The 15,904-nt window shown below is 68.3% G+C and carries 13 protein-coding genes; 2 read left to right on the top strand and 11 right to left on the bottom strand.

Going from position 1 to position 15,904, the window contains the following annotated elements; translation table 11 throughout:
* Window positions 1–10 precede the first annotated feature (10 nt).
* The 10 genes from lpxA to LG3211_RS15060 all read right to left on the bottom strand — a co-directional run bounded on the left by lpxA (window position 11) and on the right by LG3211_RS15060 (window position 11,628).
* Entirely contained in the window at window positions 11–793 is a 783-nt protein-coding gene (lpxA, locus tag LG3211_RS15105; RefSeq protein ID WP_057943557.1) for an acyl-ACP--UDP-N-acetylglucosamine O-acyltransferase, read from the bottom strand.
* A gap of 4 nt (window positions 794–797) precedes the next feature.
* Window positions 798–1,253: a 3-hydroxyacyl-ACP dehydratase FabZ gene (fabZ, locus tag LG3211_RS15100; protein WP_057943556.1), complete on the bottom strand. Its 456-nt coding sequence runs from the start codon at window positions 1,251–1,253 to the stop codon at window positions 798–800.
* Window positions 1,254–1,446: 193 nt separating this feature from the next.
* The gene (gene lpxD / locus LG3211_RS15095) at window positions 1,447–2,475 is read right to left on the bottom strand and encodes a UDP-3-O-(3-hydroxymyristoyl)glucosamine N-acyltransferase (RefSeq protein WP_057943555.1); all 1,029 of its coding nucleotides are present in this window, start codon (window positions 2,473–2,475) and stop codon (window positions 1,447–1,449) included.
* Window positions 2,476–2,501: 26 nt separating this feature from the next.
* Complete coding sequence (gene bamA / locus LG3211_RS15090; RefSeq protein ID WP_057945514.1) at window positions 2,502–4,973, bottom strand: outer membrane protein assembly factor BamA; 2,472 nt, start codon at window positions 4,971–4,973, stop codon at window positions 2,502–2,504.
* 134 nt (window positions 4,974–5,107) lie between these two features.
* The gene (gene rseP, locus LG3211_RS15085; protein WP_057943554.1) at window positions 5,108–6,469 is read right to left on the bottom strand and encodes an RIP metalloprotease RseP; all 1,362 of its coding nucleotides are present in this window, start codon (window positions 6,467–6,469) and stop codon (window positions 5,108–5,110) included.
* 7 nt (window positions 6,470–6,476) lie between these two features.
* Window positions 6,477–7,697: a 1-deoxy-D-xylulose-5-phosphate reductoisomerase gene (locus LG3211_RS15080; RefSeq protein WP_057943553.1), complete on the bottom strand. Its 1,221-nt coding sequence runs from the start codon at window positions 7,695–7,697 to the stop codon at window positions 6,477–6,479.
* A 193-nt stretch (window positions 7,698–7,890) separates the two neighbouring features.
* Window positions 7,891–8,760 carry a phosphatidate cytidylyltransferase gene (locus tag LG3211_RS15075; protein WP_057943552.1) on the bottom strand — a complete coding sequence of 290 codons (870 nt, stop codon included), beginning with the start codon at window positions 8,758–8,760 and terminating at the stop codon, window positions 7,891–7,893.
* Complete coding sequence (uppS, locus tag LG3211_RS15070) at window positions 8,757–9,524, bottom strand: polyprenyl diphosphate synthase (protein WP_057945513.1); 768 nt, start codon at window positions 9,522–9,524, stop codon at window positions 8,757–8,759. The genes LG3211_RS15075 and uppS overlap by 4 nt, the downstream gene beginning before the upstream one ends.
* 193 nt (window positions 9,525–9,717) lie before the next feature.
* A complete protein-coding gene (frr, locus tag LG3211_RS15065) occupies window positions 9,718–10,275 on the bottom strand; it encodes a ribosome recycling factor (protein WP_057943551.1) in 558 nt (185 codons plus the stop codon).
* Window positions 10,276–10,563: 288 nt separating this feature from the next.
* Window positions 10,564–11,628 (bottom strand): cation diffusion facilitator family transporter, encoded by a 1,065-nt coding sequence (locus LG3211_RS15060; protein WP_083512564.1) that lies wholly within the window; start codon window positions 11,626–11,628, stop codon window positions 10,564–10,566.
* Window positions 11,629–12,214: 586 nt separating this feature from the next.
* Here LG3211_RS15060 and LG3211_RS15055 point away from each other — a divergent pair.
* Together LG3211_RS15055 and LG3211_RS15050 are read left to right on the top strand one after the other, a co-directional pair.
* Window positions 12,215–12,601 carry a BlaI/MecI/CopY family transcriptional regulator gene (locus tag LG3211_RS15055; RefSeq protein WP_057943550.1) on the top strand — a complete coding sequence of 129 codons (387 nt, stop codon included), beginning with the start codon at window positions 12,215–12,217 and terminating at the stop codon, window positions 12,599–12,601.
* Window position 12,602: 1 nt separating this feature from the next.
* Window positions 12,603–14,717, top strand: a complete 2,115-nt coding sequence (locus LG3211_RS15050; RefSeq protein WP_057943549.1) for a M56 family metallopeptidase — start codon at window positions 12,603–12,605, stop codon at window positions 14,715–14,717.
* A gap of 250 nt (window positions 14,718–14,967) precedes the next feature.
* Here LG3211_RS15050 and pyrH read toward each other — a convergent pair whose 3' ends face one another.
* Window positions 14,968–15,690, bottom strand: a complete 723-nt coding sequence (pyrH, locus tag LG3211_RS15045; protein WP_057943548.1) for a UMP kinase — start codon at window positions 15,688–15,690, stop codon at window positions 14,968–14,970.
* Window positions 15,691–15,904: the final 214 nt, after the last annotated feature.

The raw sequence follows: 15,904 nt of genomic DNA, 5'->3' as shown, positions 1-15,904 counted from the left end.
CGCGAAGGTCTCAGCGCAACAACGGCCGCTCGCCGTTGCCGATGAAGTCCAGCAACGCCCGTACGTCGGGGCTGGTCGCGGCCATGTCCTCGAGCTTGACCCGCGCTTCTTCCAACGGCGCGCCGGACACGTACAAGGTGCGATACGCACGCTTGATGGCACCGATTCGCTCGGCGTCGAAGCCGCGGCGCTTGAGGCCTTCGCTGTTGATGCCGCGCGGGCGGCCGTAGCCGTCCTGGGCGACCATCACGAACGGCGGCACGTCGCCGTTGACCAGCGCGCCCATGCCGATGAAGGCGTGCGCGCCGATGCGGCAGAACTGATGGATGCCGGAGAAGCCGCTCATGATCACCTGGTCTTCGACGGTGACGTGGCCGGCCAGGGTGGAGTTGTTCGAGAACACGCACAGGTTGCCGATCGCGCAGTCGTGGGCGACATGCGTATAGGCCAGCAGCCAGTTGCCGTCGCCGATGCGGGTGATGCCGCCGCCGTTGCCGGTGCCGCGGTTGACGGTGACGAACTCGCGGAACACGTTGCCGTCGCCGATGTGCAACTGCGTGCGCTCGCCGGCGAATTTCTTGTCCTGCGGATCGCCGCCGATCGCGCACTGCGCGTAGAAGCGGTTGTCGCGGCCGATCCTGGTCGGGCCGTGGACCACGCAATGCGGCCCGAACACGGTGCCTTCGCCGACTTCGACCTCATCGCCGATGTAGGTGAACGCGCCGACCACGACGCCGTCGGCGAGTCTGGCGCCGGGCTCGACATAAGCGCTGGGATGGACGGTCGCGCTCATCGGTTCAGTCCTTGGCCTCGGCGCACATGATGTCGGCGCAGGCGGCGATTTCGCCGTCCACGCGCGCCACGCCGGTGTACATGGCCATGTTGCGGATCATGCGCTTGAGGGTGACTTCCAGTTCCAGCTTGTCGCCCGGAGTGACCATGCGCGAGAAGCGCGCGCCGTCGATCTTGACCAGGTAGAAGGAACGGCCGGCGGCGACGCCGCCGTGCGAGATCTGGGTCAGCAGGCCGCCGGCCTGGGCCAGCGCCTCGACCACCAGCACGCCGGGCATGACCGGGTTGCCGGGAAAGTGGCCGTTGAAGAAGGGCTCGTTGCAGCTCACGTTCTTGTAGGCGAGCACGCGCTTGTTGGGCTCGAGCTCCACCACCCGGTCGATCAGCAGAAACGGATAGCGGTGCGGCAACAGCTTCTGGATCGCCGGAATGTCGAGCGGGAGTTGCAGGGTCTGGCTCATCTTCGTGTTCGTCCTGTGTCCATCTGTGTCGCGCTGTGTCGCGCCGACGGCGGTCGCCTCCTGCGTTGCGGTCCGCAATCCGTTGCGGCCTGTCGAGGGTGGCGCGTGTTCGCGTGTATTGTCCCGCAGTTTCCCGCGCGGGTGTGGCGCCACCGTATGGAAACGGCCGGGACCGGGCCCGGCCGCCGGCCGCTCAGGCCTCGTCGCCGTCGCCCCCGCGGGCGCGCGTGCGCCGCGCGATCGCGTCGAGCTGCTTGAAACGCGCGGCGTTCTTGCGCCAGCTGCGATTGTCCATCAACGGGGTGCCCGAGGAGTATTCGCCCGGCTCGCGGATCGAGCTGGTGACCAGGCTCATCGCGGTGATGGTGACCTTGTCGCAGACCTCCAGGTGGCCGAGCACGCCGGCGCCGCCGCCGATCAGGCAGTAGCGGCCGATCCGGGCGCTGCCGGCCGCGGCCGAGCAGCCGGCCATGGCGCTGTGCGCGCCGATGTGGACGTTGTGGCCGATCTGGATCTGGTTATCCAGGCGCACGTCCTCTTCCAGCACCGTGTCCTCGATCGCGCCGCGGTCGATGCAGGTGTTGGCGCCGATCTCGCAATCGTCGCCGATCGACACCCCGCCCAGCTGCGGCACCTTGAGCCAGCGGCCGGCTTCCATCGCCAGGCCGAAGCCGTCCGCGCCGAGCACCGCGCCGGGATGGATCAGCACGCGCCGGCCCAGGCGCACGCGGGTCACCAGGGTCACACGCGCAATCAGTTCGCAGCCTTCGCCGACCACGCAGTCCTCGCCGATCACGCAGCCCGGGCCGATCATGGCCCCGGCCTCGACGCGGCTGCGCGCGCCGATGCTGACGAACGGGCCGATGTGCGCATCGGCCGATACCTGCGCGCTGGGATCGACGACCGCCAGGGCATGGATGCCCGGCTCGCGCACCGGCTTGGGCTCGAACAGCGCCGACATCTTGGCGAAGGCAGAGTAGGGATCGCGCGCGATCAAGGCGGTGCCGGCGTGCGCGGCGGCGTCCTCCTCACGCATGACCACCACGCCGGCGTGGCTCTCGGCCAGTTGCGCGCGGTACTTGGGATTGGCGAGGAAGGCCAGTTGGCCGGGACCGGCCTTGGCGAGCGTGCCGACGCCGCTTACGCGGACGTCGGCATCGCCGTGCAGGCCGAGCGAGAAACGCTCGGCCAGTTCGCGTGCGGTATAGGCGGGCGCGTCCACCGGGGCGTGAGGCTGGGACGCCGCGCTCAGAACGTGCCGCCGAAGGTGAACTGCAGACGCTCCAACTCGTCGCCGCGGTCCAGCTGGGTCTTGCCGTCCGCGCTGTAGATCGGGCCCTTCTTCTTGAACGGGAACGCGTAGCTGATCGAGATCGGGCCCATCGGCGAGCGCCACATCATCGCGATACCGGCCGAAGCGCGCAGGTCGCCGGCGTCGAAGGCGTCGTAGTCCTTGTAGACGTTACCGAAGTCCAGGAACGCCGAAACGCGCGCGGCCGGAGTGTCGAGCAGGGTCGGGAAGTACATTTCCAGCGAGCCGGTGGTCTTGAACGAACCGCCCAGCGGCTGGGTGTAGCTGCCCGCGACCGCGGCTTCGCGCGGGCCCAGGGTGTTGTCGGTGAAGCCGCGCACCGAGCGCACGCCGCCGGCGTAGAAGTTTTCGAAGAACGGCAGGCCGGTGGCGGTGATGGTTTCCGCCGGCAACGGGCCGTCCGGGCCGTCGCGATCGATAACGCGGGTGACGTCCTTGCCGTAGCTGTCGCCGTAGCCCAGTTCGGCGCGGGTGTTGAGCACCAGGTGGCGCGACAGCGGCCAGAACTTGGAGAAGCTGTAGTTGAGCTTGTAGTACTCGACGGTCGAGCCGGGCAGGGTCGCTTCCAGCCACAGGCGCTGCTGGGTGCCGGCGGTCGGCGTCAGCGCGTGGTTGAGGCTGTTGCGGCCCCAGCCGATCTGCGCGCGCCAGGCGTGGAAGGTACGGTGACCCAGCGCGTCGAGGTAATCGACGATGCTCTTGGGCGTATAGCCGTAGCCGGCGATGATTTCGTTGCTGTCGATGCCGATCAGGCCGGTGATCGAGTCGGTCTCGGTCAGCGGCACGCCCAGCACGACCTGCGCGGTGCCGTTGGTGGTCGAGTACTGCGCGGTGTTGAAGTCGGAGTAGTCCAACTTGCGCCACGACAGGTTGTAGCCCAGCGACACGCCGTCGTCGGTGAAATACGGGTTGGTGTAGGAGAAGTCGAAGCGCTCCTGGTAATAGCTGCGCTGCGCCTGCACCGACACGCGGTTGCCGCTGCCGAGGAAGTTGTTCTGCGACAGCTGCACCTGCGTGGTCAGCTTGCCCAGCTGCGAATAACCCAGGCCGAACACGAAGCTGCCCGAGGTGGTTTCCTTGAGGTTGTAGATCACATCGACCTGATCGCTGGTGCCGGGAACCGGCTTGCTCTCGACGTCGACGGTCTCGAAGAAACCCAGGCCTTGCAGACGGATCTTGGAGCGGTCGATCGCGGCCTGCGAGTACCAGCTGCCTTCGAACTGGCGCATTTCGCGGCGCAGGACTTCATCGCCGGTGCGCGTGTTGCCCTTGAAGATGACCCGGCGCACGTTGACGCGCGGACCGGGCACCACCTGCATGTTGATGCCGACGGTCTTGTTCTCGCGATTGACGTCCGGGATCGGATTGACCTGGGCGAAGGCGTAGCCGACGTTGCCCAGCGAGGCGGTGATCGCCTCGGAGCTGATTTCCAGCAGGCGGCGCGAGAAGATCTGTTCGGGCTTGACGATGACCAGCTTCTCGACCTGCTCCTTGGGCAGGATCGTGTCGCCGGTGACCACCACGGTGGAGACCTTGTACTGCTCGCCTTCGCTCAGGCCGGCGCTCAGGAACATGTCCTGGCGGTCCTGGCTGATCGAGACCTGGGTCGAGTCGATGCTGAAATCGACGTAGCCGCGGTCCAGGTAATACGAGTTGAGCTTTTCCAGATCGCCCGACAGCTTTTCGCGCGAGTACTGGTCGTCGCGGCGGTACCAGCTGAGCCAGTTGTGCTCGCGCGATTCCCAGCCGTTGAGGATGTCCTTCTGCTCGAACTTGTCGTTGCCGATCAGGTTGATGTGGCGGATCTTGGCCGCCTTGCCTTCCTTGACGTTGATCGTGATATCGACGCGGTTGCGATCAAGGCGGGCGACGGTCGGGGTGATCTCGACGTTGTACTTGCCGCGGTTGTTGTATTGGCGCGCCAAGTCCTGCGTGACCTTGTCCAGCGCCAGGCGGTCGAAGGTTTCGCCTTCGGCCAGGCCGATTTCCTTCAGGCCCTTGAGCAGGTCCTCGGACTTGATGTCCTTGTTGCCGCTCAGGGTGAGCTTGTTGATCGCCGGACGCTCGGTCACGGTCACCACCAGGATGTTGTCCTGGCGGTCGAGCTGCACGTCTTCGAAGAAGCCGGTCTTGTACAGCGCGCGGATGGCTTCGCCGGCCTTGGCCGCGTCCATCGTGTCGCCGCGCTCGATCGGCAGGTAGGTGAAGACGGTACCGGCCGAGATGCGCTGCAGGCCGTCGATGCGGATGTCGCCGACGGTGAACGAGCCCGGGCCGGGGGTGTTCGGGGTGGCGCCTTTGAGGGCGAACGGATCGGCGGACTGCGCCAACGCCGGAATCGCCGGGGCCGAGGTCATTGCCGTGGCAAGGGCGAGGGCGAGCAGGCGGCGATTAGGAATTCGCGTCATCATTACGTCCGTTGGGGGCTGGTCTGCCAGCGCTCGCGGAGCGGGCTGGCGGGGGTCAAGGCGGCAGGTTTCGGGCGGCTGGTTTGAAGCAGGCCAGGTGGAGCTAAAGCGTTCGATCGAGCGTCAGGCCGGCATCAGCGCACCAGGTTGTTCAAAATGTCGTTGTAGAACGCCAGGCCCATGAGGCTCGCGATCAACGCCAGGCCGACGAAATGCCCGGCCGCCATCACGCGCTCGCTGACCGGGCTGCCTTTGACAAGCTCGATAAGGTAATACAGCAGGTGTCCGCCGTCCAAGATCGGGATCGGCAGCAGGTTCAGGATTCCCAGGCTGAGCGACAGCATCGCCAGCAGCTGCAGATACCAGGCCGGGCCGTTGTTGGCGTAGGCGTTGGCGGCGCGGCCGATGGTCACCGGGCCGGCCACGGTGTTCTGCAGCGAAACCCGGCCGGTGAATGCGCGGCCGATCATGGCGAACAACTCGCGGGCCTGATGCGCGCTTTCGCCCAGCGCCGCCGGCAGCGCCTGGATCGGGCCGTAGCGCAGCACCGCGTCGCGTCGAGGCGGCTGCGGGGTCGCGGGCAGCACGCCCAGACCCCAGAATTTCTCGCCGGTTTCGCGCTGCATGCGCTTGGGCGCGATCTCCAGCGCCAGCCGGTCGCCGTTGCGGACGACCTCGATCATGGCCTTGCCGCCGCGCTCGCCCAGGCGGGCCACGGCCGGCGGCAAGTCGTTCCAGCTCGGGATCGGCTCGCCGTCCAGGGCGGTGATGCGGTCGCCTTCGGCCAGCACGCCCCAGGCCGCGGTGTCCGGATTGATCCGGCCGATCACCGCCGGCACCAGTTCGTGGCGCGCGCCCAGGCCGATGACCTGGACCGCGCGGCGCTCATCGAAGGCCGCCGGCAGGCGCGAAAGCTGCAGCTCGCGGTTCACTTCGGTGCCGTTGTCGGTGCGCACTTTGACCCGCACGTCCTCGCGGTCCAGGGCGTAGGGAATCAACGCCATCTGCACCTCGCTCCAGGTCGGAGTGGGGCGGTCGCCGATCTGCATCAGGGTGTCGCCGCGGCGCAGGCCGGACTCGGCGGCGATGCCGCTGGCGCTGCCGACCACCGGCGCGAAGTCCGGACGGCCGATCACGAACATGCCCCACAGGAACGCCACGCACAGGATCAGGTTGGCGACCGGGCCGGCGGCGACGATGGCGATGCGCTGCCACACCGGCTTGCGATTGAAGGCCTGCGGCGCCAGCGCCTCGGTGATTTCGTACTCGCGCTCGTCGAGCATCTTGACGTAGCCACCGAGCGGGATCATGCCGATCGCGTAGACGGTGCCGTCCTTGCCGGTGCGCTCGTACAGCGGTTTGCCGAAGCCCACCGAGAAGCGCAGCACCTTCACCCCACAGCGGCGGGCGACCCAGAAGTGGCCGAATTCGTGGAAGGTCACCAGCACGCCGATGCTGATGATTAGCCACCACAACGAGCCCAGGATTTCGCTCATGGCTGTATCAGGCTCTGTAGGCTTGGGCTGCGTGACCGATCGCCTGCTCGGCATGGCGTCGGGCCTGGGTATCGGCCTCGCGCAACGCCGCCAGCGAACTGGCCGGGGTGGGCGGGAGCGCGGCGAGAGTGTCCTCGACCAGCGCGGGTATGGCTAGGAAACCCACGCGCCGCTGAAGAAAGGCTGAAACGGCCACTTCGTTGGCGGCGTTGAGCACCGCCGGAGCGGTGCCGCCGGCGGCCAGGGCCTCGAAAGCCAGGCGCAGGCAGGGGAAGGCTTCCAGATCGGGGCGTTCGAAATCCAGGCGGCCGTGGGCCAGCAGGTCCAGTCCGGCCACCCCCGATTCGATCCGCTGCGGCCAGCCGAAGCCCACCGCCAGCGCGGTGCGCATGTCCGGCAGCCCCAGCTGGGCCAGGGTCGAGCCATCGACGAATTCGACCAGCGAATGCACCAGGCTTTGCGGATGCACCAAAACCTCGATGCGCTCGCCTTCCACGCCGAACAGGTGGTGGGCCTCGATGACTTCCAGGCCCTTGTTCATGAGCGTGGCCGAATCGACGGAAATCTTCGGGCCCATGGACCATTTCGGGTGGGCGACGGCCTGTTCGGGTGTGACCTGGGTCAGGTCCGAACGTGTACGGCCGCGGAACGGCCCGCCCGAGGCGGTCAGCAGAATCCGCTTCAAACCGGCGTGCGCGCGGGTATCGGCGCGTTCGCCGCCGGTCTGCGCGGTCGGCAGGCACTGGAAGATCGCGTTGTGCTCGCTGTCGATCGGCACGATGCAGGCGCCGGCCTCGTGCGCGGCCTGCATCAGCAGTTCGCCGGCCAGGACCAGGGATTCTTTGTTCGCCAGCAGCAGGCGCTTGCCGGCGCGGGCCGCGGCCAGGGTGGACGCGAGCCCGGCGGCGCCGACGATCGCGGCCACGACCGTGTCGCAGACCTGCGAGGACACCAGTTCGACCAAGGCCTGGTCGCCGCAATGCGCCTGGGTGGCCAGGCCGCGTTCGCGCAGGCCCTCGCGCAGGGCGGGGAAGCCGGCTTCGTCGGCGATGACCGCGTGTTCGGGGCGATGGCGCTCGCACAGCGCGAGCAGCGCATCGACCTTGCCGCCGGCGGCAAGCACGGTGGCGCGCAGGTTGTCGCCGTGGCGGGCGATCACGTCGAGCGCGGAGGTGCCGATCGAACCGGTGGCGCCGAGCACGGCGATGTTGCGCGCGGGGGTGCTCATGCGAGGGCTCCGTTCGCGCTTGTCGCGGCGATGTGCATTGCGGTAAGAGCAAATCCCCCCTGCCTCCCTTTTTCAAAGGGGGGAAAAGCCGATGGCGCTGGCAATACCGCAGCGTGGGCCGTTGCCGTTCTCCCCTTTGAAAAAGGGGGGCAGGGGGGATTTGCTTCTACCAGGCGAACCGGCGTACTCATCATCAGAATCCGAAAATCGCCTTGCCCAGCGCGAACACCGGCAACGCGGCGAGGACGCCGTCGATGCGGTCGAGAATGCCGCCGTGGCCGGGAATCAGATGGCCCGAATCCTTCACCCCGACATGGCGCTTGAGCAGGCTTTCGAACAGATCGCCGACCACCGAGAACAGCACCGCGACGAAGGACACCAGCGCCACCCACGGCAGCTGATCGGTGGTCGCGCCGGCCAGCAGCGAGAAACCCACGCCCGCGGCGACGCCGGCGAACGCGCCGCCGATCAGGCCTTCGACGGTCTTGTTCGGGCTGACCCGCGGGGCCAGCTTGAGCATGCCGAACTTGCGCCCGGCGAAGTACGCGCCCGAATCGGCCGCCCACACCACCGCCAGCGCGGTCAGCAGCCACCAATGTCCGTCCGGCAGCCCCAACAGGCCGACCGGGCCTTCGGCATGAATCCAGACCAGCGCGGCCCAGGCCGGGATCACGCTCAGCGCGGCCGCGGCGAGCTTGAACATGCGCGCATAAGTGCGGTGATCGCTGGCGAAGTTGAAGCGCTGCAGCCACAGGAAGGCCAGCAGCCACCAGATCACGCCGACCAGCGAAGCGATCTTGAACAACACCATCGGCGCCTGCGTGGCGCCGAGCCCGCCGGTGCGCGAGGCCCACACGATCGCCACCATCAGCGCCGCGTGCACGACCAGCAGCACGGTGCGCGACAAGGTGTCGTCGATTTCGGCCAGATCGAACCACTCCCACAGACCGATCAGGAAGATCACCGCGGCCAGCGCGGTGATCCATGGCGTAGACAGCAGCAAGATCGCCGAGATCGCGACAGGTGCCATGACCAGCGCGGCAAGCAGGCGGGTTCGGGTCATTCAACGATCTCGTTGGTCTGGGCCGCGACCTGCGCCCCGGTCAGGCCGAAGCGGCGTTCGCGGCTGGCGAAATCGTCCAGCGCGTTCTGCAGCAGGCCGGCGTCGACTTCCGGCCACAGCGCTTCGGTGAACCACAGTTCGGTATAGGCCAGCTGCCACAACAGGAAGTTGCTGATGCGGGTGTCGCCGCCGGTACGGATGAACAGATCCGGCGCCGGCAGGTCGGCCAGCGACATGCGCGAGGCGAGCAGGGTTTCGTCGATGTCGTTCGGGTCCAGGCGGCCGTCGGCCACGTCCTGGGCCAGCCCGCGCGCGGCCTGGGCGATGTCCCAGCGGCCGCCGTAGCTGGCGGCGATGCTCAGATGCAGGACGTCGTTGTTCCGGGTCTGGCGTTCGGCCGCGGCCATGCGTTCGCGGATCGGTGCGGCGAAACGGTCGCGTTCGCCGATGAAGCGCACGCGCACGCCGCGACGGTCGAGTTCCTCGACCTCGCGTTCCAGGGCATTGAGGAACAGCTTCATCAACGCGCCGACCTCGTCCTCGGGCCGGCCCCAGTTTTCGCTGGAGAAGGCGAACAGGGTCAGCGCGCGGATGCCGCGGTTGATGCAGAAATCGATGCAGATATTGACCGCGCGCGCGCCGGCGCGGTGGCCGATGATGCGCGGCCGGCGCCGGCGCTGCGCCCAGCGGCCGTTGCCGTCCATGATGACGGCCAGATGGCGCGGGATGCGTGCGGGCGCGGCGTTGGCGGGCTCGGAAGGCATGGCGCCGATGATGTGGACCTCAGGCAACGGATGGGGCGATGGACGAGGGTGGAAGCCGCTGTGTCCATCGTGCGGCGCGGCGGTGTCGGCGAGTCGGCCGGGGACACTGCCCGTTGTGGACCTGCACGATACGCAGAAGTTCAGCGCGGCTGCGACCGATGAACCGGTCGCCGGTCGCCGCGATGGTCTGCGTTCAGACCGCCATCAGTTCCTGTTCCTTGGACTTGACCACGCCGTCCACGTCCTTGATCGCGCTGTCGGTGACCTTCTGGATGTCGCCTTCGAAGCCGCGCAACTCGTCCTCGGTGACCTTCTTGTCCTTGAGCAATTCCTTGGCCTGATGGTTGGCATCGCGGCGGATATTGCGGATCGCGACCTTGGCGTCCTCGCTCTGGCTGTGGACGACCTTGGTCAGTTCCTTGCGGCGTTCTTCGGTCAGCGCCGGCAGGTTGATGCGGATCACGGTGCCGGCGGTGTTGGGGGTCAGGCCCAGGTCGGAGGCGAGGATGGCCTTTTCGACCGCGCCGACGATCTGCTTTTCCCACGGGGTGATGGTGAGCGTGCGCGCATCGCTGACCTGCACGCTGGCGACCTGGCCCAGCGGCATCTCGGAGCCGTGGTAGTTGACCTTCAGATGATCGACCAGCGCAGTGGAGGCGCGCCCGGTGCGGATCTTGGTCAGGTCGTGGCGAAAGGCTTCGACGCTCTTGGCCATGCGGTTCTGTGCGTCTTTCTTGATTTCATTGAGCATCGCCGGCTCCGTTCCAGTGGCGGTAATCGCGGGATTATATGGGCTCGGGCGGGTTTTGCGGACGACGACCGGCCCCCCGGCCTTGTCGCGACCGCCGCCGCGCGCGCGATCGCCGCTGTTTTGCGCATGCCGCAGCGGGATCGTGGCGATGGACCGATGCCCGGGTTTTCGATGGCATCGGTCACGTTTTGCGCGCGATCGCGGCCGATTTCGCCCGGACGCGGATGGACGGGGCGATCAGGTGCCGACGGTTTCGCTGCGTTGCAGCATGGCGGCCTGGCGCGTGGGTCAGTGCCGGTGCGTGGTGCCGTGCGGGTGCGGGTGTGCCGGCGTGTCGGCTTCGTGGCCGTCGGCGCCGTGCTCGTGGGCGTGGTCGCCGTGATCGTGGTGGCTGTGATCGCCGTGATCGTGGCCGTGATGGTGCCCGCCCGCATGCGCGGGGTCGCCGTGCGGCGCGCGATCGTGGCGGTCGTGCTCGCAGGCGCGGCCGTGCTCGACCTGCAGGGTCGGGTGATTGATGCCGAAGCGGCGGTCGAGTTCGCGATTGAGCCGATCGATGAAGGCGTCGTGGTCGCTGTCGTCGGGCCGGACGATATGCGCGGTCATGGCGATCTCGCCGGCGCCCAGCGACCAGATGTGCAGATGATGGATCGCGATCACCCCGGGCTGTTCGCGCAGCAACGTTTCGACTTCGCCGCGATCGACCCCGCGCGGCACCGCGTCCATCGCCGCGTTGAACGCCTCGCGCAGCAGCCCGAACGCGCCGACCGCGACCACCACGCCGATCAGCAGCGCGATCGCCGGGTCCAGCCATTCCCAGCCGGTCAGCCACATGCCGGCGCCGGCCAGCACCGCCGCCAGCGACACCGCGGCGTCGGCCATCAGGTGCAGGAACGCGCCGCGGCGGTTGAGATCGTGATCGTGGCCGTCGCGCACCAGCCAGGCGGCGCCGAGATTCACCGCGATACCGAGCGCGGCGACGATGATCACCGGCAAGGCGGGAATCTCCGGTGGCGCGCTGAAGCGGCGGATCGCCTCCCAGCCCAGCGCGCCGGAGAAACCGACCAGCAGCAGCGCGTTGGCCAGCGGCGAGAGCAAGGTCGCGCGGCGCCAGCCGTAGGTGTGGCGATCGGTCGGCGCGCGCTTGGCCAGCGCCGCCGCGCCCCAGGCCAGGCCCAGGCCGAGCACGTCGCCGAAGTTGTGCAGAGCGTCCGACAGTAGCGCCAGCGAATTGGTCATGAAGCCGTAGCCGGCTTCCAGCGCGGTGTAGGCGAGATTGATCAAGGTCACCGCGGCGAACGCGCGGGTGCCGCTGAGGCCGTGGTGGTGACCGTGGTGGTTGTGCGAGTGCATGCGCACATGCTGTCACGGCCGTCGGCGTGAACACTATTACAGGGTCGCGGCGGAGGCCGTTAAGCGCGCCTCGCGTCGCAGATCGGGCTTTTCCTTCGGTGTTTGCGGTTTGAGCGATGCGGCGGCGCGGCGTTGGTACGGCATAACATTTCATTGCGGTATCGCGCGGCGATATGCGTGTCGCGGCGTGAATCGCGCGAGCGTTTCGATCGCGTGGCATCGATGACAATCTGACGGCCGCGCGGCGAAATTCCAGATCGTTTGCGATCGCCGTTTAGTAGCGCGCGAGTGCGTCGACGTGCACCAACATCGCAAGCTGTCGAGATGCTGTCGTCGAATGCGCTTCGCGGGACGCGATGTCGATTTCGCATCCATGAGCCCACAGAGAGGCATCGCCGCAATTATCCCCGCGAGGCCGCCCGAGCCCTGGTCCGCCATCGATCGCCGCCGTCTCTTAAACCTTTCCCGCCACCTCGACATCGATACCTGTCTCTGCCCCGCGGGATCCGGCCCATGACTTTCTGCAGGCTTGACTACGTCTGTAGTCACACGCACCCTTGGCTACAGCTGTAGTCAAGGAGCGGCCATGACCCAGAAATCCATCGGCGACCAGGAGCTGGCGCTGCTGCAATACCTCTCCGAACAGGGCGAGGCCTCGGTCGGCGACGTCGCCGCCGGCTACGGCGAGCCGCGCGGACTGGCGCGCTCGACCGTGCTGACCATGATGGAGCGCCTGCGCGCCAAGTCCTATCTGCGCCGGCGCAAGGTCGGCGGGGTGTACCGCTATTCCACCGCGACCGAACCCGACGACGTGATGCGCTCGGCCGTGGCCAAGTTCGTCGCCAACACGCTGCAAGGCTCGGTCTCGCCGTTCGTGGCCTGGATGTCGCAACGCGCGCAGGTCAGCGACGACGAACTGGCCGAGCTGGAAAGCCTGGTCGCCGATCTGCAGTCGCGCCGCAAGGAGAATTGAGATGAGTCTGGACTGGATTGGCGAGACCCTGCTGCCGCGCCTGGTCGCGGCCGGATTGCAATCGGTGCTGGTGGTCGCGGCGGTGTGGCTGCTGTGCCGCTATCTGCGACTGAGCGCGGCGATGCGCTGCTGGCTGTGGTGGTGCGCGGCGCTGCAACTGTTGCTCGGCGCGCTGTGGCCGACGCCGTTGAGCCTGCCGTTGCTGCCGGCCTCGTGGAACGACGCGGCGCTCACGACGCAGCCCGCGCCGCCGCTGTCGTCGGCCGCGCAATTGCCGTATTTCGTGACCCGCGCCGACCTCGCCGCGGCGCCGGCCGTCGGCGAACAGATGGCCGGCGCGGACTGGTTGTCGTGGCCGCTGGTGTTCGCCGCGCTGTGGCTGTCGGGTTTCGTCCTGGTCGCGATCGCCAGCGCGCGTGGTTATGCCGCCGCGCGCCGCCGCGTCGCCGATTCGCAGCCGTGCGAACAAGCGCACGTGCTGCGGGCCTATCGCGCGCTCGGCGACAGCCTCGGGCTGCGCCGCCTGCCGCCGCTGCGTCTGTCGGCGCAGATCCATTCGCCGCAGCTGATCGGCCCGTGGCCGGCCGCGGTGCTGCTCCCCGGTGCGCGAGCGCCGCAGTTGAACAGCGAAGAGCTGTCGATGGCCTTGCATCACGAACTGGTCCACGTGCGCCGCCGCGATCTGTGGTGGGGCTGGGTGCCGGCGATGGTGCAGCACCTGTTCTTCTTTCATCCGCTCGCGCACGTCATCGCGCGCGAGTACTCGATCGCGCGCGAAGCCGCTTGCGACGCCGCCGTGCTCGAAAGCCAGCGTTATGCGGCGCACGACTACGGCCGTCTGCTGCTGCGCCTGGGCGTCGCGCCGCGGCCCGCGGCCGGCGTGGCCAGCGCGTCGCCCACTTATGTCGTTCTGAAGAGGAGACTGACCATGTTGCAGAACGCGACTCCGTCCTCGCACATCGCAGGGCTGGTCCTGACCGCGGCCGTGGTGCTGCTGGGGCTGGTGCCTTACCGCGTGACCGCCGCCGCCGCCGGCGAGCGCGCGCCGAAAACTCAGTCGCAGACCGTGTCGATCCATTCCGATTCGCGCGACGGCGAAACCCGCATCACCGAACTCAAGGGCGGCGGCAAGCCGGAAATCTGGGCGGTGAAGGGCGGCGAGTACTACCGCGTCGGCGACGACGGCCGCTACGAAATCGTGCGCGATCCGGCCACCCGAGCGCGCCTGCAACAGCGCATGAGCGACGCCAAGCAGGCCGGCATCGATGCCGAGCGCGCGAGCCGCGAGGCCGCCAAGGCGATGCGCGAGGCTGAGCAAGCCGGACGCGAAGCCGAGCAGGCCGGCCGCGACGCCGAACGCGCCGGCCGCCAGGCCGAGCGCGACGCCGAAGTCGCCAGCCGCGATGCGCAGCGCGCCGCGGCCGACGCCCGGCGCGAAGCGGTCGGCACCCAGCGTGAAGCGCGCGACGCCGCGCGTCGGGCGCAGGAAGAAGGCCAGCGTGCGCGCGAACAGGGCCGCCGCGATGCCGAACAGGCGCAGCGCGACGCCGCCCAGGCCCGTCGCGACGCCGAACAGGCTCGCCGCGATGCGCAACGCGAAGGCGAGCGCGCCCGGAGCGACGCGCAACGCGAGGCGCAGCAAGCCAGGCAGAGTGCGCTGCGCGATGCGCAACAGGCCCGGCAGCAGGCCAGGCGCGACGGCGAACAAGCACGCCGCGAGGCGCAGCTCGACCGCGACCAGGCCCTGCGCGAGGCCGCGCAAGCGCGCCGCGACGCACAGCAGCAGGCGCGCGATGCCGAGCGCATCCGCCGCGACGCGACGCGCTACGTGCCCGACAGCGCGCAAATCCGTCGCATCGCCGAGCAGGCCCGTCGCGATGCGCAGCGGCAGACGGCCGACAGCGCGCAGATCCGCCGCGACGCGCTGCGCGCCAGCCGCGAAGCGCGGCAGCAAGTGGATGTCGAAAAGATTCGCCGCGATGCGATGAGCAGCAGCCGCGAAGCCCAGCAGCAGCGGGCGGACGTCGAAAAAATCCGCCGCGATGCGATGCGCGCCGCGCGCGAAGCGGTGGAGCAATCGCAGCGAGATTTGAGCGACGCGAACGCGTCGTTGTAAGGGTTGATAGGTTCGTCATTCCCGCGTTCGCGGGAACGACGAGAAAAAACCGATCCTTCGAAACCGGAAGCAGAGACTTTGAACGGGCTCTAAGGTCGGGCAAGGCTGCCGGCGCTCAGGTCCGATCGCAGCCTGTCACGCGCGCCGCAGCGCAGACTCGCCGAGCGGCGAGCCTCCAGGAAACTTCAGTATCGTTCGAAGCGAAACCGCCGGCGCGACGCAAGCCGCCGGCCGACGCGCAGGCCAGGACTCAGCCGCGGCCCTGCACCAGAGTGCCGATGTTCTCGCCGCGCAGGATCTTCAGCAGCACGCCCGGGTGGCCCATGTCGAAGATGCGCAGCGGCAGTTCGCTGTCGCGGCACAGGGCGAAGGCGGCGGTGTCCATCACCTGCAGATCGCGGCTGATGACGTCGTCGTAGGTCAGCTTGTCGAAGCGCACCGCGTCGCTGTGCTTCTTCGGGTCCTTGTCGTACACGCCATCGACCTTGGTCGCCTTGAGCAGCAGGTCGGCGCCGATCTCGATCGCGCGCAGCGCCGCGCCCGAGTCGGTGGTGAAGAACGGGCTGCCCACGCCGGCGGCGAAGATCGCCAGGCGGCCTTTTTCCAGATGACGGATGGCGCGGCGGCGGATGTAGTCCTCGCACACGTCGTTGATCTTGATCGCGCTCATCACCCGCACCTTGGCGCCGAGCTTTTCCAGCGAATCCTGCATCGCCAGGGCGTTGATCACCGTGGCCAGCATGCCCATCTGGTCGCCGGTGACCCGGTCCATGCCGCCGGCCGCCAGGCCCGCGCCGCGGAAGATGTTGCCGCCGCCGATCACCAGCGCGATTTCGGCGCCGGCCTGCTGGACTTCGATGACTTCGCGCGCCAGCCGGCCGATGACCTTGGGGTCGATGCCGTAGTCCTCATCGCCCATCAATGCCTCGCCGGAGAGTTTCAACAGGACACGGCGATAGGCGAGCTGGGACATGGGGGATCTCGGGGGAGGCGGAAAACGGGGCGAATTGTAGCTCAAGCGCACTGTGCTTAGGCGTGCGCGAACGGGCCGGGAGCATATCGGTAGTGGCGCGGGCGCACCTGTCCAGGCCGCCGCGCGCCGCGTATCGGCCGCGCCGGCGCGGGTGCTGACGCGTTCGCGCGCCCCCTGCCTGCCTGCTGCCGCCCGACCGGCGGCAGGTGGGGAC

Source organism: Lysobacter gummosus (assembly GCF_001442805.1).
Taxonomy (GTDB): domain Bacteria; phylum Pseudomonadota; class Gammaproteobacteria; order Xanthomonadales; family Xanthomonadaceae; genus Lysobacter; species Lysobacter gummosus.
This window is presented reverse-complemented; position numbering and strand designations above follow the sequence as displayed.